We start from the raw sequence: 20,313 nt of genomic DNA, 5'->3' as shown, positions 1-20,313 counted from the left end.
TTTTCCTGCTGCGTTTTCGCTTTGTTGACGCTTTCTGTGTCGTTATTCTCAGAGCGAACGGGGCATTTCGCGCTATACAGTGGTTTCACCTTTGGTCTAAAGTTGAAAGATCTCAGGAAAAGGAAGTCCGCTATGCAGCCCATTGCCACACCTGCCACGCTCAATACCGATGATCTGAAAGCCATGGTTTATGGCGCCTGTTTTCTTGCCTCAGGCGGCGGTGGCCCGATCAGTATGGCGCTCGATTTTCTGCAACGCATGAGTGGTACCGTCAGCCTGCTGCCGGTCACGCAACTGGAACGGGATAAAACAGCGCTGATGGTGGTTGATCTGGGCTCTCCCGATGCCGCCGCCGAGGGGCACGGCTTCACTGCTCCGGTCAATGCTTTCAAAAGCCTCAGCGCTTACCTGAAAGAAAAAGAACAGAAAACCATTGCTTACCTGCTGCCCGGTGAAATTGGTGCGGTAAATACCCTGATCCCGTTTTATATCGCCTCCATGATGGATGGCAAAATTGCCGTGATCGACGCCGACCCCTCCGGCCGTGCCGACCCGCGCCTGACCGAAACCCTGCTGGCCGCAACCAACGCACCGAGCTGTCCGGCCATGATTGCCTCCGACACACAGACCGGCGCGGGCCTGCGCTGCGACTGGACGGCCGAACCTTTTGCCTCAACCCTGTTCCTCGACCTGAGCGCCGCCGAACTGGAAGAAAAGGCCCGCGAAACCGTCAGTCAGCCGGAGTATCATCAGGTCGGTGGTATGGCCTGCTATCCGCTGGACACCAACTTTTTGCAGAGTCCGGCCGCGAAAAACTCGCTGGTCTATAACTCCGTCGGCCGGGCACTGAATATCGGCCGGCAGATTCTCAGCTCCTCATCCGTCCCGGCGTTATCAATGCTGCTCGATCTGCTGCATATCCATAACTACATATTTACCGAAGGTAAAATCAGCAAAATCATTAACCGTACCCACGGTGGTTTTGATGTCGGCAAAATTATTTTCAGTGCACCTGCGGGTGATTACTGGGTGTATTACAAAAACGAAAGCCTGCTGGCCTGGGATGTAAAACAAGGACGGCCACATGCCATCGCACCGGATTGCATCAATATCATGCTGGCGGCAGCCGATGGTACAACACCGGCCGGTACGCCACTGTCGACCGCCGATATCCGCGAAGGTCAGAGTTGTACTCTGTGGGGAACCGCCTGTCCGGAAGCCATCCGCATCACGCCGGTGATCAGCCAGTTTATGGATGACCTGAACGATATTCTCAGTGCCTTCCCGGAAGACCACGTAGCGGTGTCTGCCTATATTCCGATTGAAGACCTGAATCTCACGCTCTGCACCACGGAACAGGCGGAAAAATGAGCGCAGAGAAACGTCCTGACAGCGGCCTCGATCTTGAGACCCACCTGTTTTACGAGATCTGGCGTAACTCTCCCGATAACATGTTTATCCTGCGGGTTGGCGAAGATGATTTTTATTTTGTAAAAACCAATCTGTCGCAGCAGCTGAGCCTCGAACTGGTGTCCGCCGCCCCCAAAGATATGGGCATCAGAGAACTGATGCCTCCTGATTTGTACGAACAGGTCAGCGCCAACTACAAACGCTGTATGGAACGTAAAGAGCCCATTCAGTACGAAGAAGTTGAGGAGCTGACCAGTCACGATGGCAGCCCACAATATTGGAGCACAACACTTTCTCCTATTTTTGGCTCCGCCGGTGAGGTGCAGTATATCTTTGGTATTTCGCGCAACATCACCCGCCTGAAACAGGCGCAGAAAGCTGCCGAAGCCGCCAACGAAGTAAAGACCTCATTTCTGGCTAATATGAGCCACGAAATGCGTACCCCGTTAAATGGAATCCGTGGCGCTGCCGAGTTATTACTCAAGTGTGATGATCCGCAGGAGAAAGAAGAGCTGTGCCGGCTGATTCTCAACGCCACCGAAGCTCTGACCCGCCAAACCTCCGATATTCTTGAATATGCCCGTATCGACAGTGGTAATATCCGGCTGGAAAATGCGCCATTCTCTCTGCGCGAAGCAGTGAAAGATGTGCAGAGTCTGGTACAGCATGCGATACAGGAAAAGAACATCCGCTTCAGCGTAAATATCGACAGCCGCATTCCCGATCAGCTGCATGGTGATGGCGGCAGGCTAAAACAAATTCTGCTGAATCTGGTCAGTAATGCGGTTAAGTTTACCCACGAAGGCAGCGTCTCTCTGACCATTGATCTGAGTAAGCGCCTTGGCCAGGAACACCAGCTGCGCTTCCGGATTGTCGATACCGGTATCGGTATTCATGCCGACGATATGAATAAATTATTCCGTCCTTTCAGCCAGGTTGATCAGTCAACCACCCGCCGTTATGAAGGCAGTGGCCTGGGGCTGACCATCTGCAAAGATCTGGTGAATGCCAAAGGCGGGAATATCGAAGTCAGCAGCGTGCCCGGCAAAGGCTCTGTGTTTGAATTTAATCTCAGTTATCCGGCATTAATGCAGGATATTCCGGCGCCGCACCAGCTTGATCCGTTGCCCAGGATACCCAATCTGAAAATCCTGCTGGTTGAGGATAACCGCACCAATCAATTAGTGACCAAAAAAATTCTGTCCCATGCCGGTATTAAGGTAACCGTTGCCGAACACGGTCAGGAGGCCCTCGACTTCTGTCAGCAGCAACGTTTTGATCTGATTTTAATGGATTGGCATATGCCGGTAATGGATGGGCTGCGTGCCACGCAATTGCTGCGTGAAATGGATGACTATCATCGCCGTATTCCTATTGTTGGCCTTACCGCCAACGCCATGGAGCAGGATCGCCAGACCTGTCTGAACGCTGGCATGGATGATGTGGTATTAAAACCACTGAGCGGAGAAAAACTGCTGCGCTGTATCGCCCGCTTGCACACCGGCCGGGAAGCACCGGCGGCGCAAAAAGCGCCCTGAAATGACGCGCATAAAAAAGCTGCCTCTGTTAATAACAGTGGCAGCTTTTTTATTGGCCCGGCCCTGATAAAGCCTCAGGCGTGTTTCTGCATAAAGGCTTTTACTTTAGGGGCAATGCTTTCGCGGAATTTACGGCCATTAAAGATACCGTAATGGCCAACCCCCTCTTCTTCCAGATGTTGTTTTTTACTCTTGGCAATACCGGCGCATAAATCCAGGGCGCAGGCGGTTTGGCCTCGTCCGGTAATATCGTCAAGCTCACCTTCGATGGTCATCAGGGCCATCGTTTTAATCGCCTTAAGATCAACTTTTTCACCACGGAATTCCAGCTCACCCTTAGGCAACTGGTGCTCCAGAAATACCCGGCGGATAGTGTCGAGATAATATTGCGCCGGCATATCCATAACCGCCAGATACTCGTTATAAAACTGCCGATGGGCTTCAGCGCTTTCACCGTCGCCTTTCACCAGATCACTGAAAAACTTGAAGTGCTTACTGATGTGCGAGTCCATATTCATCGACATAAAACCAGTCAGCTGAATAAACCCCGGATAAACCAGCTGACCACGGCCTTTAAAACCCGGCGGCACGCGGCAGATAACATTATCCTCAAACCATTCCAGATCACGGCCGGAAGCATAGTCATTCACATCGGTCGGATTAATACGTACATCCACCGGGCCACCCATCAGACTCATGCTTTTCGGCAGATTCGGGTTGTTATGCATCGCCATATAGCCAGCCGCTACCAGCGCTGGTACGCAGGGCTGACACACCGCCAGTACGTGGGTATCCGGGCCCAGCTTTTCCATAAATTCGATTAAGTACTCAACGTAATCATCGAAACGGAAACCGCCATCACTCATGGGCACATCACGGGCATTGCGCCAATCGGTGATATACACCTCATGGTCCGGTAAAAATTCACGCACAGTGCCACGCAGCAAAGTAGCAAAGTGACCGGATAACGGCGCCAGCAGCAGCACCTTAGGCTGATCCAGACCGCGGGTACGACGGCGGAAATGCAGCAGATTGCAGTAGGGTTTTTCAATCACGGTTTTATATTCAATACCGATCGTACGGCCATCAATTTCCGTGGTATCCAGATCCCAGTCCGGCTGCTCGTAATAATCGGTCAGTCGTTCGGTCAGCTCCATCGTGGCACGTACGGTACGAAAAAAGATGCCGTAATTCAGTGGATTCCACGGCTGATAAAACATATTGCGCGTATGGCGTGCGAGCACATGCACCGGGCGCATGGCATCCATAATCTGGGCATTCATTTTGTAGAGCATGATCGTTCCTCCGTGACTGCCACCGGCGGGTGACAGTGAGAACATTCTGGTTGTTATAACCCTAGCCTATCAGAAAACCTTAGCGGTTTTGCTGCAATGCAGATCAGCTTTTGTCCGCTTGGGAAGACGCATCAGAGCTATTTCTGTCCTCTGTAAACAAGAGCACAGACAAATCCACAGGTCATTTGTGCAACCTGTACTGGTTTTTACGCCAAAGACCCTATTAAAAGCCGCGCTGACAGCTATATATGAGGCCCGTTAAAACTGTATGGCAACGAATGACTGGCGGTAAAAATCACCCATTAGCATGAGAAATTCAGCGAAAAAAGCCGTCACCAGATCAACAGAAAGGAGCAAAGCCCGACAGACAGCCAGGGCCGGAGGGCAAAGCGGACATCATCCATAATGTCCGCTCCATGTCTCGCAGATAAAACCTCAGATAGCGCGTAAGAAGCTGAGTAAATCGTCCCGTTGTTGCTGACTCAGCTGCTCAAATGCCTGCTTTGCTGCCAGACCTTCGCCACCATGCCAGAGAATCGCCTGCGGTAAGGTTTGCGCCCGGCCATCGTGCAGGAAGCGGCTGACACCATCACCTTCCAGCAAACCCAACCCCCACAGTGGCGGTGTACGCCATTCCTGAGGCTGCGCATGTCCCTCGCCGACACCGTCGCTGAGATCTGCACCCATGTCGTGCAGCAGCAAATCGGTATAGGCATAGATTGTCTGCCCGCGCAGCGGCGCCAGCACGGCGTCGGTAGCGGTTGTTAATGTCGGCCGGTGACAGGCCGCACAGCCGGTTTGGGCAAACAATTGCGCCCCACGTTCAAAGGCCGCGTTATCGCTGACACGTCGTCCGTACACCGCTAACACAGTAAGGAACTCATTGATCTGGCCCAGCGCTTCCTCGCTGACCTCAGGATTACCGCCGGACGGTTGGCTGGTACAGATATCCTGATGTTCCGTGCAGGGCTCCTGCGGATTAACCACACTGGTTAATCCCATATCCTGTTGCAAAGCACCGGCACTTTGTCCGCGCAGCGAACACTGCATCGCCTTCCAGCCAAAGCGGCCAATGCAGTCCTGTCCTTCGCGCTGCAGGCGATGGGCGCGGCCGGAAATACCATCAGCGTTACTGTCCGATTCATCTTCATAAGCCAGAATCTGTTCCTCCGGCACCAGATTCAGCAAACCGACCCCGGTAAGCTGCGGCGATAAACGCGGCCCAAGGTGAATGCCGGCAGCCAGTGCATGGCTCGGATTGCTCAGCACAAACTGTGGCTTACCAGAGCCATCATCCTGCCAGCTGACATCGCCTTCGCCACGCCCGACAGTGGCAAACGGCTGCAACTGACCACCCAGATGCGGGTCAGGCCGACCATTTGCGTCGCCCAGACGGAACAGCAAACCGCTGCCTATCTGGCCGTCAGCCAGTAAGCTGGCGGCACGGCCGTTGGCGGTGTGGCACAGATCGCAGGCACTGGCGACAAACAGCGGTCCCAGTCCATCGAGTTGCGGACGCGCGCCGGGCGCCATTTCCCAGTCAGCAACAAACAGCTCACGACCGCGCGAGACCTGCGCCAGTTCCTCCAGCGGCAGGCCCGGAATAAACTGCAGAAAACCTAATGAGGCCTGCCATTCAACCGTGGCGGCGCCACCCACCGGCAGCCAAACCTGCGTTTGTTGGCCAGCGCCGGAGCCGGAGTTATCGGAGGCACCACAGCCGGTCAGCAGCAGCGCGATTAGCAGTAAATAACCTGTGCGGATCATGGCGCTGACGTCACCATCGCCGCAGATGTTGCCGCTTCCGCTGCAGCTTCGGGTACGGATACCAATACCGGTACGCGGTAGCCCCACAGATTAATAAGATCACTGCCGCCCAGCGATCCCTCAAAGCTCCAGCCCCAGGAGAACAACTGACCATCGCCGCGCAGGCCAAGGGTATGCAGCGCCCCGTTACCTAAATCCAGCGCATTATCAAATTGCAGAATCGGGCTCAGTGGTGCTTCTACATCATCGTCCTGCTCAATACCCAGCGTACCAAGCATGTTCTGTCCCCAGGGATAGACCTTGCCATCGGCGCGCTTCACAAAACTCTGATTACCATTAGCCCAGACCGCCTGCACATCGCTGAACCACGGCAGCAGCTGCGGGCTTGTGACCACTTCCGGCCATTGCTCGCTGACAAATAAACCCACCTGACTGCTGAAGTTCAGACCCCACGCATACACCTGACCGCTTTTACCCAGCGCCAGTACATGATCACGACCGGCAGCTACAGCAGTAATCGCTTGCGGCAGCGGAATCTGCACAGGCGTGCTGTGAACCTCGGTATCTTCGCTGGCTAATCCCAGGTTGGCGTAGTCATTGGCGCCCCAGCCCCAGAGAACGCCCTGCTCATCCAGCGCATAAGAACTGCCGGACGATGCAGCTACCTGCACAATATCTGTCAGAGTTAAGCGCACCGGATAATCACGGTTAAGGGCAGAGCCATCGCCTAACTGGCCAAGATTATTGCTGCCAAAAGCAGAGACTGTGCCGTCGTTATGCAGCACCAGCGAATGACCGTAACCACGTACAACAGACACCGCATCAGTGATGCCAGGCACCTGTACCGGCGTCAGCCGGGTGCTTGTATCTGCCGTTTCTGCTGCTGCACTGCCCAGTCCGAGCTGACCATTGGCGCCATCTCCCCAGCTCCAGACCGTGCCATCATCGGCCAGCGCCAGTGAGGCATTCTGATTGAACGCCAGCGACACAAACGTCTTGCTGATTGGCAGTAACACCGGCGTCAGCGGATGGGATTCGTCACTGGCCAGCTTGCTGGTCATGCCCAGTCCCAACTGGCCTTTGTTATTACGACCCCAGACATAGGTTTTGCCTTCAACAATCGCGCCGGAGTGCGCACCACCAGCCGTTACCCGCTTACCGAAATAAGCCTGATGGCTTGCACGGATCTGGTTACCAGCCGCATCTCTCACCACAATCTGATACGTATTGAGACCACCGCTCAAGCGGAGTGCAGCACTGAATTGCCCACTACGGCCATTGTCGTCCAGCTGCAAGTCAGCGGGAAAGCTTTGCCCGCCGCTAACAATTTCTACGCTACCCAGCTTGTTGTCGTCGCTGACGATGCCCGTCAATGTCAGCAGACGGCTTTGCGAGATCGCCGAATCGGCGGGGAATTGACCACTGAGTTGTGGTGCTGTTATGTCCGGAGCATTGCTGTTATCACTGTCCGCACCACAGCCCAACAGAAACAGAACCGGTAAAACCGGCAGGAATAAACGTTGCATTGCAGCCACCCGTTAATGAGAACCAATATCAAAGGCGGCGAACAATACATCTAACGATAATTATTCGCAAATAAGAATTTTATTATTATAAGCCACCCAGACCTCCTCCTCTCGCCTGCCCCGGCGTTTTTCCAAACCAGCGCTTGAATGCCCGCTGAAAGTTGCTTTGCTCCTGATACCCCAGCCGCAGGGCGATTTCCGGCAGCGCCACGCCCTGCTGCAATAAGCGCTTTGCCTGCTCACGCCGGACCTCTTCCAGCAATTGCTTGAAGGTCACACCACGGGCACGCAAGCGCCGCTGCAGGGTGCTGATGCTTAATCCCAGACAACCAGCCACCCAGGCGCGGTCAGGCTCCCCCAGTACCAGCGACTGCTCGATCCAGTAGCGCACATGGGCCAGCGCCTGTTGCTCGTTCAGCTGTTGCAGCGCATGACGCGCGGCCAGATCCTGCGCCGCAGCCTGTTGTGGGTTGGCGCCGGCAACGGCTGTCGTCAGCAGCTCATGGCTGAATTCGATACTGTTCTGTGGCGCGGCGAACTGCACCGGGCAGCCAAAATAATGCTGCCAGCGCTCCGGGTGTTTAGGCGGCTGGCTGCGCAGGGTGACGTTCAGAGGCCTGACCGGCTGATGGGTCAGCCAGCGTGCCATGGCCACCAGCGCCACCATGGCGGTATGCAGTGACAACAACGGCACCGGCTGGCGGGCATGAAAGCTGATGCGTACGCCCTGTGCGGTTTCCTGCAGTGGTAAATCAATGGCTTCACCGATCAGGCGGTGAAAACGCAGCAACCGCTCCAGTGCTTCACGCAGGTTACGGCTGGACTGCATGGCGAAGCTGATTACCGGCGCATGCTCGAGGCGGATATCACGGCCAATGGCCAGAGCCAGATCATCATCCGGGCAGGCCGCGGTGATGGCATTCCACAACGCCGTCACCCGGGTCTGGGGAATCCGACCCTGCGGCTCCTGCAACAGTGCAGCGTCGATTCCGGACTGTTCACACAGCAGCGCACTGTTAAGGCCAAAGCCTTCCGCGCCCTGCAACAGCAAACGCACCCAGGCGCTGGAGGTCGTCGCCAGAGGTGGCTGACCGATCTGTAGCGGCGGTGACATAACAATCTTCCGGGTATAAATGACTCATTATGATAACAACTTGACCCGAAAAGCCAATCTGCATTCATCACGCTGTCGTATGTTGAATACAGATCAGACAACTCATAACAACAACGACTAATAACAAGCCATCAGGCAAGGCAGGTAAACATGAGCAAGCAGTCCGCATACACTCCGGCAGCCAAAGAGTTCAGCAGCTTCGCGGAGTTCTATCCGTTTTATCTCGGTGAGCATTCCAACCGCACCTGCCGGGTGCTGCACTATACCGGCACCCTGAGTGCCATCAGCATCATCAGCTATGCCATCTGGAGCAGTCAGTACTCACTGATCCCGCTGGCCTTTGTTGCCGCCTACGGTCAGGCCTGGATTGGTCACTTCTTTTTTGAGCACAACAAGCCAGCGACCTTCAAGTATCCGCTGTGGAGCTTTATGGGTGACTGGGTGATGATCAAAGACTTCCTCACCGGCCGCATCAAGCAGAAAATGCCGCAGAAGTAAGCCACTGCCTCTCCTGTCGCGCCCTGAATCCGGGGCGCGCTGGCACCTCCTGCCACCAGCCCCCGATCCGTAGAACTACCTAGCCATTTATACCTATGTCGCATTCACACCCAGAAGGTGCGGGCTTTTAATGCCTGCCTTTCTCCGGCGCCGCATGTATCGCGTGCGCAACGCACAAGGGTGTGTCAGGCGCCGGTATTCATTGCTTATCCGGGGGCTGTATGCAGCACTACAACATTTATGAAATGGGTCTGGATGCCAATCAGGCCAACTACACCGCCTTATCGCCGATCAGCTATCTGCAGCGCGCGGCCTTTGTTTACCCGCACCGCATCGCCCAGATTCATCAGGACACCACCTACACCTGGGGCGAAACCTACGAGCGCTGTGTGCGTCTGGCCTCTGGCCTGAAGTCGCTGGGTATCCAGCACGGCGAAACCGTTTCTTTCCTGTGCGCCAATATTCCCCCGATGTTTGAAGCGCACTTTGGTGTGCCGATGTGTGGCGCGGTACTGAATGCCATCAACACCCGTCTGGATGCAGAGGCCGTAGCCTTTATTCTGCAACACGCCGAAACCCGCATTCTGTTTGTCGACCGCGAATTCAGCGACGTGGCCAGCAAAGCCCTGAAACTGCTGGCGGTTAAGCCAATGGTGCTCGCCGTTGATGACCCGTACTTTGACGGCGGTGAACTGCTGGGCGAACAGACCTACGAGCAGCTGCTGGAAAAAGCCGATGCAGATTTCGCCTGGGATCTGCCACAGGACGAATGGCAGGCCATCACCCTGAACTACACCTCAGGCACCACCGGTAATCCGAAAGGCGTGGTCTATCACCACCGCGGCGCGTACCTTAACGCCGCTAACAACATTATTTCCTGGGACATGGGCAAGCACCCGGTATACCTGTGGATTCTGCCGCTGTTCCACTGCAATGGCTGGTGTTTCCCGTGGACCATCGCCGCTGCAGCCGGTGTCAGCGTCTCCCTGCGCCATGTACGCGCCGACGCCATTTATGGCGCCATTAAAGATCACAAAGTCTCGCACTTCTGCGGCGCGCCTATTGTGCTGAACATGCTGAACAATGCGCCAGCCGAGATGAAAGAAGGCATCGAACATCAGGTTAACGCCATGGTGGCCGGTGCAGCGCCTCCGGCTGCCGTGATCGAAGGTATGGAAGCCATGGGCTTTAAAGTAACCCACGTGTATGGTCTGACCGAAACCTACGGTCCTTGTGTGGTGTGTGAGTGGGACGACGCCTGGAATGAGCGCACGCCGGGTGAACGCGCCGCGCTGAAAGCCCGCCAAGGTGTGAAGAGCCCGATGCAGCAGGATCTGATGGTTGCCGATCCGGATAACCTGCAGCCGGTTGCCCGCGATGGCGAAACCATTGGTGAGATTTTCATCCGCGGTAATATCGTGATGAAAGGCTACCTGAAAAACCCGCGCGCCAGCGAAGAAGCCTTTGCCGGTGACTGGTTCCACACCGGCGATCTGGCGGTATGGCACGAAGATGGTTACATCGAAATCAAAGACCGATCGAAAGACATCATCATCTCCGGTGGTGAGAATATTTCCTCCATCGAAGTGGAAGATATTCTTTACCGTCACCCGGATGTGGAAGAGGCCGCCGTGGTTGCCAAGCCGGATGAAAAATGGGGCGAAACGCCTTGTGCTTTCGTTAAACTGAAGCCGGGAGCCGAAGAAGACGCTGCGGCGATTATGGATTTCTGCCGTGCCAATATGGCGCACTTTAAAATCCCGCGTCACGTGGTGTTTGGCGAGCTGCCGAAAACCTCTACCGGTAAGATCCAGAAGTTTATTCTGCGCGCTCAGGCTAAAGAATCCTGATACCCGGGATTTAACCGCGAGCGTATAAAAACGGGCCTCAGCTGAGGCCCGTTTTTTATTGCGGAAATATCACACTACTGCGCGCATGTTACCGGCGACCAGACATCAAAGCTGTCTTCATCCAGCGCATCTTTTTCGCTGTAGAGAAAACAATGGTCACCTACACGCCGTTGCTGTGGCGCAAGGCTGCCAGCCTCACCGGTTTCAATAAAATCACGTTGCGGCTCTGGCCGTTCACTGCGCACTGCATCCAGCTGATGGCGCAGACGCGGATCGAAAGGCACAGTTTTTAATTCCGCACCCCAGTCCGCATCCATATTGCCAGCCGGCAGACGCAGTAACGGCGGCGAGATAAATAAAGGTTCAGCGCTTTCTGAGGTTTCCTGCGCGTTATTCAGTACGGCAGGTGCCGGAGCTGCGGGGTTTTCTGCTGCAGGAGTAGCGGGTTGTTCAGGCACGCGTTGAAGAGGCTCATTGTCGGGGACTGTCGGCACAGGCAAAGCAGACCGCAGTTGCAAACTAAGCACTGGCATAAGCTTTGTTGGCTGTACTGCCCGCTGCAGCGGCGCAGCCAACAGCAACAGGTGCAGCAGTAGCGATACACCTAAAGCCAGAATCAGGGGATTGTGCAGCAGATAAAACAAATGAGTGGCGTCCCGTCCTTCGCCGGAACAGGCTCCGGCGGCGGGGATTAGACGCAACTATTGATATCAGGTTCAGCGCAGCAAATCAGCGCGCCTATTCAGAAGCCGGTCAAGCCCAGCTCAAACCCGGTCAGGCGCGTTCATACACCACAAAGCTGTAGTTATAAGGATTCGGGCCTTCGGCGGCGAAGTCTTCGCGTGCCACTTCCTGCCAGGCACTGCGTTCAAACTCGGGGAAGAAAGCATCGCCTTCGACTTCGGCGTGAACTTCGGTCAGATACATACGGTCGACCAGCGTCAGCGCCTGGCTGTAGATTTCGGCGCCGCCAATAATCATGGCTTCATCCTGACCGTTAATCAGCGCGATGCTCTCTGCCAGTTCGCGGGCAGCCTGCAGCGAGTCGACCACTTTTACACTGTCGTTCGCATTGGGTGCCTGATAACCGGCCTGACGGGTAATGATGATGTTGGTACGGCCCGGCAGTGGCTTGCCGATGCTTTCATAGGTTTTGCGGCCCATCACAATGGTTTTACCCATGGTGACCTGTTTGAAGTATTTCAGGTCGTTAGGCAGATACCAGGGCAGCTTATTATCGATACCGATAACACGGTTTTCGGCGAGGGCGACGATCAGGGAAAATTTCACAGCCAGCTTCCGTTGTGCAAAAGCGCCATCATACCACTGCGCTTATGCTCCGTCTGGTCTCAGGCGACGTCGGCCTCCAGACACGGCTGGCTTCAGATATGGTCAGGCGCAGCGCGCGACCATCGGCGGGATATCATCAGCCGGCAAAGGCCGGGCAAAGAAAAAGCCCTGATATTGGTCGCAGCCAAAAACCGCCAGGACATCGAGCATTTCACTGTCTTCAACACCTTCAGCAATCACTTTCAGGCCCAGATTGTGGGCCAGATTGATAATTGAGCTGGCAATGGCGGCATCGTGGCTATCGGTGACGATGTCTTTAACAAACATCCGGTCGATTTTCAGGTAGTCGATGGGCAGGTCTTTAAGATAGGCCAGAGATGAATAGCCGGTACCAAAATCGTCAATCGCCACCGATACGCCCAATGTGCGCAGGCGGTTAAGTACCTGTACGCCATGGTCCAGGTTGTACATCAGCGTGCTCTCGGTAATCTCCAGCGTCAGATTCTGTGGTGGCAGGCCGGCATCGGCCAGCAGCTGCTGAATGCTGTCTGCCAGATCCCGCTGGCGGAACTGGCGTGGCGACAGGTTGACCGACAGTTTAGTGTCTGCCGGCACCAGTCCCTGACTCAGCCAATCAGCATATTGGCAGCAGGCATTGCGTAATACCCATTCACCGAAACGCTCGATCAGTCCGGTCTCTTCCAGCACCGGAATAAAGATAGATGGCGACACATCACCCAGTACCGGATGCTCCCAGCGCAGCAGCACTTCAACACCGGTAAAGCGCTGTTCACTGACACTGACCTGAGGCTGATACGCCAGGCGCAGTTCTTCACGCTCCAGCGCATGATGCAGCGCACTCTCCAGACCCACGCGGATCTTGTCTGCCGGTGAACTGCGGTGGCAGAACACATAGCTGACGTTACGTCCTTCGCGCTTGGCCTGATGCAGGGCCAGTTCAGCATGGCGCACCAGCTGCCCGGCGTCGTAACTGACCCGGCTGGCCAGCTCGATACCAATACTGACGGTGGAGAAAATTTCTTCATCGCCAATGCTGAAAGGCTTCTGAAAAGCAGCACTGATTTTATGGGCAACGGCAGCACTCATAGACTCGTTTTCCAGATCACCACTGGCTTCAAGAATCACGGCGAAACTGTTGCCACCCAGACGTGCAACGGTATCGGAACGGCGCAGCGTCTGCTGCAGGCGCTGCGCACAGGCAATCAGCAGCAGATCACCAAACTGATGACCATGCAGTTCGTTCACTACCCGGAAGCGGTCGATATCCACAAACAGCAGACTGACATCCTGACCACGGCGCTGGCTCTGAACCAGACAATGATCCAGCCGGTCCTGAAACAATCCCCGGTTCGCCAGCCCGGTGAGGGGGTCATGATGGGCGGCATGTTTCTGATCAATGTCGTACTGACGGCGAGCCATCGCCATCTGCATCACATGCAACAGCAGGCCGGACTGTGCCTGATGCGAACTCAGTACTTCCTGCACACCGGCGGCAATCAGTCTGGTTTCATCACTAAGGTGCTCAAGCAGAACCACCAGCGGCGCTTCTGGCAGCATCAGCCGCACACGCGCTATCGCAGCTTCCAGATGCCGGTCAAAACGCTTACTGGACAGACAAACCACTCCCTGCTGCGCTTCCAGCCAGGCTGCACAGATGTCATCAAGGGATAACATCTGTTGCAGGCTGACATCTGGCAACGGCGGTAACGACAGTGTCTCATCCGCACTGAACAGCAGCAGTGTCGGCAATTCGCTATCAAGTAATGGGTTCACCAGCAGCACCGGCAGTCAAAGATGCCTTCAGTATAGACAAGCATGCTGCGGCGTCCGGCCGGACAACGAGAATTACAAAAAAGAATTGTTACAGCGGAGGTGGCTGTCTGCTCCGCCTCTGCCCAGGGCAGGAACGGAGCGATAGCCGATCAACGGCCGATCAGATGGCGACCGGCGCTTTGATATGAGGATGCGATTCGTAGCCTTCGATCACGAAGTCTTCAAATTTATAATCAAACAGGCTGTCAGGTTTACGCTGAATCACCAGTTTTGGCAGCGCCATAGGCTCACGCGACAGTTGCAGGTCAGTCTGCTCAAGATGATTGGCGTACAGATGCACGTCACCACCGGTCCAGACAAAATCACCCACCTGCAGATCACACTGCTGCGCCACCATATACACCAGCAATGCATAGCTGGCGATGTTGAACGGTACGCCGAGGAAAATATCGGCGCTGCGCTGATACAGCTGGCAGGATAATTTGCCGTCAGCCACATAGAACTGGAAAAACGCATGGCATGGCGGTAACGCCATATTCTCAATTTCGCCGACGTTCCAGGCGCTGACGATCAGGCGGCGCGAGTCAGGATTGTTTTTGATCTGGTTCACCACCTGGGTGATCTGATCAATATGACGGCCATCGGCGGTTGGCCAGCTGCGCCACTGCGAGCCGTACACCGGCCCCAGATTGCCGTCTTCATCGGCCCACTCATCCCAGATAGAGACGCCGTTTTCTTTCAGATAGCGGATATTGGTATCACCACTCAAAAACCACAGCAGCTCATGAATAATAGAGCGCAGGTGCAGCTTTTTAGTGGTTACCAGCGGGAAGCCTTCACTCAGATCGAAGCGCATCTGATAGCCAAAACAGCTGTACGTGCCAGTGCCGGTACGGTCTTCTTTAAAGGTGCCGTTTTGGCGTACATGGCGCATCAGATCGAGGTATTGCTTCATACTTTCTGTTCTCCGGATTTCGGGCTGCGGTAAGCGATAACCAGCAGGATGATCCCTATAACAATCATCGGCAGACTGAGCAGCTGGCCGCGGCTCATCCAGCCAAATAAATCAAAACCGATATGTGCATCCGGCTCGCGGAAGAATTCGGCAATCGTGCGGAACAGGCCATAACCAATCAGGAACATGGCGCTGACGGCTTTCTGTGGCCGTGGCCGGGACGAATAAAACCAGAGGATAACAAACAGCAGGAAACCCTCCAATGCTGCCTGATACAACTGTGATGGGTGGCGTGGCAGCTCGCCGGCACGTGGAAACACCATCGCCCAAGGCACATGCGCCGGATCAGCCACCCGGCCCCAGAGTTCACCGCCAATAAAATTACCGAAACGGCCAAACATCAGACCAACCGGAACCAGTGGCGCGACAAAATCGGCAACGTCGAAGAAGTTCTTCTGATACTTATGCCCAAACCACGCCAGTGCGGCCATTACACCCAGCAGACCACCGTGGAACGACATTCCGCCTTCCCATACCCGCAACAGCCACAAAGGGTCCTGCAGAAATTGCGGAAAATTATACAGCAGCACATAACCGCAGCGGCCACCGAGGATAACCCCCATGGCGCCATAAAAAATCAGATCCGACACCTGCTCCGGCGTCCAGCCTGATCCGGGACGGCGGGCACGGTAATTAGCCAGGCCCCAGGCCGAAGCAAACGCCAGCAGATACATCAGGCCATACCAGTGAATTTTCAGCGGGCCAATCGCAACCGCAACAGGATCAATATCAGGATACGTCAGCATACGGACTTCCTTGCAACAACAGTCAGGCTCAAGCAAAACATCCTATTTTTAACTCCTTATGAAATGCGCTTAAAACAACAGAAATTTAATACCAACCACACACAACAACAGGGCAAAGCCCTTCTTCAGCAATGCCTGATCCAGACGGTGGGCCAGTTGCGCCCCTACTTTGGCAAAGGGCACGCTGGTCAGCACGATGCCGATAATGGCCGGCCAGTACAGGAACCCGGTACTCCATACCGGCAAATCCGCATGATTCCAGCCCGCCGCAACATTACTGATGGCACCGGTCAGCGCAATTGGCAGGCCACAGGCCGCCGAAGTAGCCACCGCCTGGCGCATGGGAATTTTCATCCAGCTCAGATAAGGCACCGTGAAAGTACCGCCGCCAATGCCAAACCAGGACGAACCAAAACCCACCACCGAACCGGCCATAATCAGCCCCCGGTTACCTGGACGTTTACCAGCGCCTTTTGGTTCCAGCCCGAAAAACATTTTCGCCGCCAGTAACAGGGCAAAGACACCGATAATTTTCTGCAGCAGCGGGCCCGGCACAGCGGTAATTAAAGACACGCCCAGCATAGTGCCCAGCACAATGCCGATACTCATAACACCCACCAGCGTCCAGTCCACAGCTCCCTGACGATGATGCTCACGCACAGAACTGAGCGAGGTAAAAACGATGGTCGCCAGTGACGTAGCCACAGCCATATGAGTGAGCACCGTTTCGCTCACCCCCTGCGCGGCAAAAGTAATGACCAGCACCGGCACAATCACCATGCCGCCGCCAATGCCAAACAAACCCGCCAACAGGCCGGCAACGGAGCCAACCGCCAGGAACAGCAGAAAAGTCATCATAGCTATGAAAATTCCGGTTTAAGGGGGCGGCATTATGACCTAAAGTGCGGGCAAAGTCGGCAGCGCCTGCGCAACAGAGCGTGCCTGCGGTAACCATTATCAGGAAATACCTATGTGTCTGATCGTACTGAACTGGCAACCACAGGACAGTCAGTGGCTGACCCTGAGTGCCAACCGTGATGAATTCTACCCCCGCCCGGCCAGCGCACTGGAAGAGTGGGAAGAGTATCCGGGCCTGTATGCCGGACGCGATCTGCAGCAGGGCGGCACCTGGCTTGGTATCACCAAAGAAGGTCGCTTTGCCGCACTGACCAATATCCGCGCTCCCGGCGCCGGACCAGCCGAGCCGCAGTCACGCGGTCATCTGGTGCTGAACTACCTGCGCGAGCCACGCAACCCGGAAAAATATCTGCGCGCCGTACTGGAGAAAGGCGATGCCTACGCGCCGTTTAATCTGCTGTGCGGCAACCGCAGCCAGCTCTGGTATGCCAGCAACTATCCCGAACCGCGGCTGGAACGGCTGGAGCCCGGTATTCACGCGCTGAGCAATGCCTGGCTGAATACTCCCTGGCCGAAAACCGAACTGGCACGGACGCAACTACAGCGCTGGCTGCAACAGCCGGGTGGCAGCGCCAGTCTGGCGGCACTGCTTGATCATTACTCCCCCTTCCCCGACGATCAGCTGCCACAAACCGGGGTTCCACTGGAGTGGGAGCGCTTACTCTCTGCTCAGTTTATCCATGCTCCGGGTTACGGCACCCGCTGCTCCAGTGGCATTCTGGCGCAGCAGGAACGGGTTGAAATAACCGAGCTCAGCTGGGACAGTAACGGCAGAATTGCCGGCCGGGTTACCTGGCCGGTCGATCTTGAATGAGCAGACAATTGCTCACTTTAAGAACAAAGAATTAGCCGCCAGAAATCCGTTAAACAGTCTTCCTGTTACAAAAGAAAAACCTAAGTTGTTGTTTCTTTTGACACCCAGCAAACCAATCGAACGACCGTTTGCAGTCGCTTACAAAATTCTGCGAACGGTAGCGCGATTCCCGTCACATTTTGCTTATCTGGCGTCCATACTTCGTGCATGAACAGCATGAATACACCCCGGAAACCGCAACGCGTCGTCGCACTGACAGGCCTTATCGCCCTGCTGTGTATCGGTCTGTTGTTTGCGGCTCTGGCAGCCAGCATTAATACCAAGCCCTATATGCCGCCGAAGGTGGCGCAGAAGTATATGGAGCACTGGTTAATCGAATCCGCGCGCAATGTGGCGGGAGAAGTGCGGCTGAAACATGTGCAGAGCATCGAACCTTTTTACCTGCGCCGCGATTATCAGCCGGTATGGATGAACAGTTTTGAACTGACCGAAGCCGGGCGCGAACTGCTGCAGGTACTGCGCGAAACCGCCGCCGACGACTGGCGCAACTACGGCTACGAACTGGCCACCCTCGAACGCGAAACCAGCCGTCTGTCGAATATTCCCAAACAAGCCACTGCGGTTGAAGTACTGCTGACCGACGCTTTCATTACTTACGCCCAGCAGGCTCTGAACGCTGAGCTGCTACCGGATACCGGTGAGGGCGACCACCCATCGATCCGCAAAGTGTCGGCTGCCAGCAAGCCCGGACAATTCAGTGAAGAACAGATCATCGACCTGCTGAATGACTCCATCCGCCGCAACGAGCTGGACGCTCTGGTTGAAACTCTTACACCATCTCATCCCGGCTACCTGCGTCTGCGCAAAGAACTGAACCGTTACTTAGCCATTGCCAACTCCGGTGGCTGGTATCCGCTGCCGGATAACCTGCAGCTGAAAAATAATGAACGTCACCGTCTGGTGCCACATCTGCGCTGGATGCTGGGGCAGTATGGCGACCTGCAGAAAGGTGCCCTGTCCTGGCTGTTTAAAGATGCCGAAGAACGCACCCGCGCACCCGCCGAAGATGAGCCACATGATCTGAGCCGTCCGGAGTTCCTGTTTGACAGTGCTCTGGCTGACGCCTTGCGCCACTTCCAGAAACGTCATCATTTACCCGAAAGCGGTGAACTGGATGCCAATACGCTGAAATGGCTGAATATTCCGCCTTACCAGATGGCACAGAAAGTCGCCCTGAATATGAAACGCTGGCGCCACCTGCCACGGGATCTTGGCCAGCGCCATGTCATGGTGAATATGGCTGACTACAGCCTGCAGCTGATAAACGGTGGCTCAGTTGAGCTGGATATGAAAGTCATTATCGGTAACCTGCAGCGCCGGACTCCGGTTATGGCACAGAAAATCAGCACACTGGAACTGGCTCCGACCTGGTCGGTACCCAAACGTATTGCGGTAAACAGCCTGCTGCCGAAAATTCGCCGCAATCCGGGTTATCTGGAAGAGAAAGGCTATCAGGTGATCGGCCGGGTCGATGGTGTTGACCAGTTTATTTCGCCGTATGCCATTAACTGGAATAAAGTCAGCGCCAGTAACTTTCCTTACCGTCTGGTGCAGAAAGCCGGCGATGACAATGCGCTGGGTTCTATCAAATTCCTGTTCCCCAACGATAAAGACATCTACCTGCACGATACCTCACAGCCGCAGCTGTTTAACCTAGACAACCGCGCCTTAAGCTCAGGTTGTGTGCGGGTGGAAAAACCAAGATTACTGGCCGAAAAACTGCTGCGCGGACAGCAGGGCTGGAACCGCCACAATATCGATGCTGCCATCGACCAGAACCGCACTACCCGCATCCGCCTGCAGGATGATGTACCGGTCTATCTGATGTACTGGACTACCTGGGTTGATCAGGACGGTAATCTGCAGGTGCGCGACGATGTCTACAACCGCGATCTGATCGCCGGCCTGCCGCCTACCAATCCTGCTGTCAGCCTGTAACCTTCGCTCGCAAGTGGCGTCCAAACGTCAGCCAGTTACATTATTCAGTATGACAAATGTAGCGTTATGTGTTTTTGTCTAAGGATGCCCGTTTCTTTTGGCAGGTGTTTGGCATACTCCGCCCATAGCCATACAACACTGAATAACCAGATGTAGCGGAGACTATTCACCATGTTGCAACGACGTCACTTTCTGAAGCAGGCAGCCTGCCTTGGTGCGGCAGGTATTACCGGCCTGAGTAGTACCCGCGCATTCGCCGGGCAACAGGAAGAACGTACTCTGCGCCTGTACAACATTCATACCGGTGAATTCACCACCAGTACTTTCTGGGCGAATGGCCGTTATATCGACGAGGGTGTGGAATCTCTGGATATTCTGGTACGCGATCACCGTCGCGATCAGGTGATGGCCATGCAGCGAGAGCTGTATCAGAACATGTACCAACTGCAGCAGTTGTTCGCCAGCCATGAACCGCTGTATGTGATTTCCGGTTATCGTGCCCCCGAATCCAACGCCAGCCTGCGCTATACAAGCTCAGGCGTCGCCGAGCACAGTCTGCATATGCAGGGACGTGCCATTGATATCCGTATTCCCGGTGTTTCACACCGCCATCTGCACCGCGCCGCACTGGCCATGGGCAACGGTGGTGTTGGGTATTACCCGAAGAGTGGTTTCGTTCATATTGATACCGGACGCACCCGGCACTGGACAGCCTGATCAGGCTTTAAAAGAAAGGGCGT

Annotated in this window: 17 protein-coding genes; 7 read left to right on the top strand and 10 right to left on the bottom strand. The window is 55.2% G+C overall.

The features are described 5' to 3' along the window. The first annotated feature begins 132 nt into the window (after positions 1–132). Both LGT44_RS08105 and LGT44_RS08100 read left to right on the top strand, forming a co-directional pair. The gene (locus LGT44_RS08105) at positions 133–1,371 is read left to right on the top strand and encodes a DUF917 domain-containing protein (protein ID WP_230331369.1); all 1,239 of its coding nucleotides are present in this window, start codon (positions 133–135) and stop codon (positions 1,369–1,371) included. After that, positions 1,368–2,948 (top strand): PAS domain-containing sensor histidine kinase, encoded by a 1,581-nt coding sequence (locus LGT44_RS08100; RefSeq protein WP_145466999.1) that lies wholly within the window; start codon positions 1,368–1,370, stop codon positions 2,946–2,948. The genes LGT44_RS08105 and LGT44_RS08100 overlap by 4 nt, the downstream gene beginning before the upstream one ends. Before the next feature lie 74 nt (positions 2,949–3,022). Here the strand turns inward: LGT44_RS08100 and LGT44_RS08095 are convergent, their stop codons facing one another. The 4 genes from LGT44_RS08095 to LGT44_RS08080 all read right to left on the bottom strand — a co-directional run bounded on the left by LGT44_RS08095 (position 3,023) and on the right by LGT44_RS08080 (position 8,650). Beyond that, positions 3,023–4,243, bottom strand: a complete 1,221-nt coding sequence (locus LGT44_RS08095) for a polyhydroxyalkanoate depolymerase (protein ID WP_145467001.1) — start codon at positions 4,241–4,243, stop codon at positions 3,023–3,025. A 435-nt stretch (positions 4,244–4,678) separates the two neighbouring features. Then, positions 4,679–6,010 carry a di-heme oxidoredictase family protein gene (locus LGT44_RS08090; protein WP_230331368.1) on the bottom strand — a complete coding sequence of 444 codons (1,332 nt, stop codon included), beginning with the start codon at positions 6,008–6,010 and terminating at the stop codon, positions 4,679–4,681. Beyond that, the gene (locus LGT44_RS08085; protein WP_230331367.1) at positions 6,007–7,536 is read right to left on the bottom strand and encodes an RCC1 domain-containing protein; all 1,530 of its coding nucleotides are present in this window, start codon (positions 7,534–7,536) and stop codon (positions 6,007–6,009) included. The genes LGT44_RS08090 and LGT44_RS08085 overlap by 4 nt, the downstream gene beginning before the upstream one ends. 85 nt (positions 7,537–7,621) lie before the next feature. After that, entirely contained in the window at positions 7,622–8,650 is a 1,029-nt protein-coding gene (locus tag LGT44_RS08080) for an AraC family transcriptional regulator (protein WP_145467007.1), read from the bottom strand. A gap of 150 nt (positions 8,651–8,800) precedes the next feature. Between LGT44_RS08080 and LGT44_RS08075 the strand changes: the two genes are divergently transcribed. Continuing rightward, positions 8,801–9,148 carry a DUF962 domain-containing protein gene (locus tag LGT44_RS08075; RefSeq protein ID WP_230331366.1) on the top strand — a complete coding sequence of 116 codons (348 nt, stop codon included), beginning with the start codon at positions 8,801–8,803 and terminating at the stop codon, positions 9,146–9,148. A gap of 221 nt (positions 9,149–9,369) precedes the next feature. Beyond that, a complete protein-coding gene (locus tag LGT44_RS08070; RefSeq protein WP_230331365.1) occupies positions 9,370–10,998 on the top strand; it encodes an acyl-CoA synthetase in 1,629 nt (542 codons plus the stop codon). 74 nt (positions 10,999–11,072) lie between these two features. Here LGT44_RS08070 and LGT44_RS08065 read toward each other — a convergent pair whose 3' ends face one another. The 6 genes from LGT44_RS08065 to LGT44_RS08040 all read right to left on the bottom strand — a co-directional run bounded on the left by LGT44_RS08065 (position 11,073) and on the right by LGT44_RS08040 (position 16,701). After that, positions 11,073–11,456, bottom strand: a complete 384-nt coding sequence (locus tag LGT44_RS08065) for a hypothetical protein (protein ID WP_230331364.1) — start codon at positions 11,454–11,456, stop codon at positions 11,073–11,075. Positions 11,457–11,772: 316 nt separating this feature from the next. After that, complete coding sequence (locus LGT44_RS08060) at positions 11,773–12,288, bottom strand: dihydrofolate reductase (protein ID WP_225691410.1); 516 nt, start codon at positions 12,286–12,288, stop codon at positions 11,773–11,775. A 102-nt stretch (positions 12,289–12,390) separates the two neighbouring features. After that, the gene (locus LGT44_RS08055; RefSeq protein WP_230331363.1) at positions 12,391–14,082 is read right to left on the bottom strand and encodes a putative bifunctional diguanylate cyclase/phosphodiesterase; all 1,692 of its coding nucleotides are present in this window, start codon (positions 14,080–14,082) and stop codon (positions 12,391–12,393) included. Between the two features lie 160 nt (positions 14,083–14,242). Beyond that, entirely contained in the window at positions 14,243–15,037 is a 795-nt protein-coding gene (gene thyA, locus LGT44_RS08050; protein WP_230331362.1) for a thymidylate synthase, read from the bottom strand. After that, positions 15,034–15,843 (bottom strand): prolipoprotein diacylglyceryl transferase, encoded by an 810-nt coding sequence (gene lgt, locus LGT44_RS08045; RefSeq protein ID WP_145467022.1) that lies wholly within the window; start codon positions 15,841–15,843, stop codon positions 15,034–15,036. The genes thyA and lgt overlap by 4 nt, the downstream gene beginning before the upstream one ends. A 69-nt stretch (positions 15,844–15,912) precedes the next feature. Then, a complete protein-coding gene (locus LGT44_RS08040; RefSeq protein WP_328296341.1) occupies positions 15,913–16,701 on the bottom strand; it encodes a sulfite exporter TauE/SafE family protein in 789 nt (262 codons plus the stop codon). Positions 16,702–16,813: 112 nt separating this feature from the next. Between LGT44_RS08040 and LGT44_RS08035 the strand changes: the two genes are divergently transcribed. The 3 genes from LGT44_RS08035 to LGT44_RS08025 all read left to right on the top strand — a co-directional run bounded on the left by LGT44_RS08035 (position 16,814) and on the right by LGT44_RS08025 (position 20,290). Beyond that, positions 16,814–17,575, top strand: a complete 762-nt coding sequence (locus LGT44_RS08035) for an NRDE family protein (RefSeq protein ID WP_230331361.1) — start codon at positions 16,814–16,816, stop codon at positions 17,573–17,575. Between the two features lie 216 nt (positions 17,576–17,791). After that, the gene (locus LGT44_RS08030; protein WP_186435798.1) at positions 17,792–19,573 is read left to right on the top strand and encodes a L,D-transpeptidase family protein; all 1,782 of its coding nucleotides are present in this window, start codon (positions 17,792–17,794) and stop codon (positions 19,571–19,573) included. Positions 19,574–19,744: 171 nt separating this feature from the next. After that, the gene (locus LGT44_RS08025) at positions 19,745–20,290 is read left to right on the top strand and encodes a DUF882 domain-containing protein (RefSeq protein WP_225691407.1); all 546 of its coding nucleotides are present in this window, start codon (positions 19,745–19,747) and stop codon (positions 20,288–20,290) included. Positions 20,291–20,313: the final 23 nt, after the last annotated feature.

The sequence above is a fragment of the Thalassolituus alkanivorans genome, from assembly GCF_020447205.1.
GTDB lineage: Bacteria > Pseudomonadota > Gammaproteobacteria > Pseudomonadales > Oceanobacteraceae > Venatoribacter > Venatoribacter alkanivorans.
The sequence above is the reverse complement of the archived record's forward strand: the minus strand, read 5'-3'. Positions and strand labels throughout refer to the sequence as shown.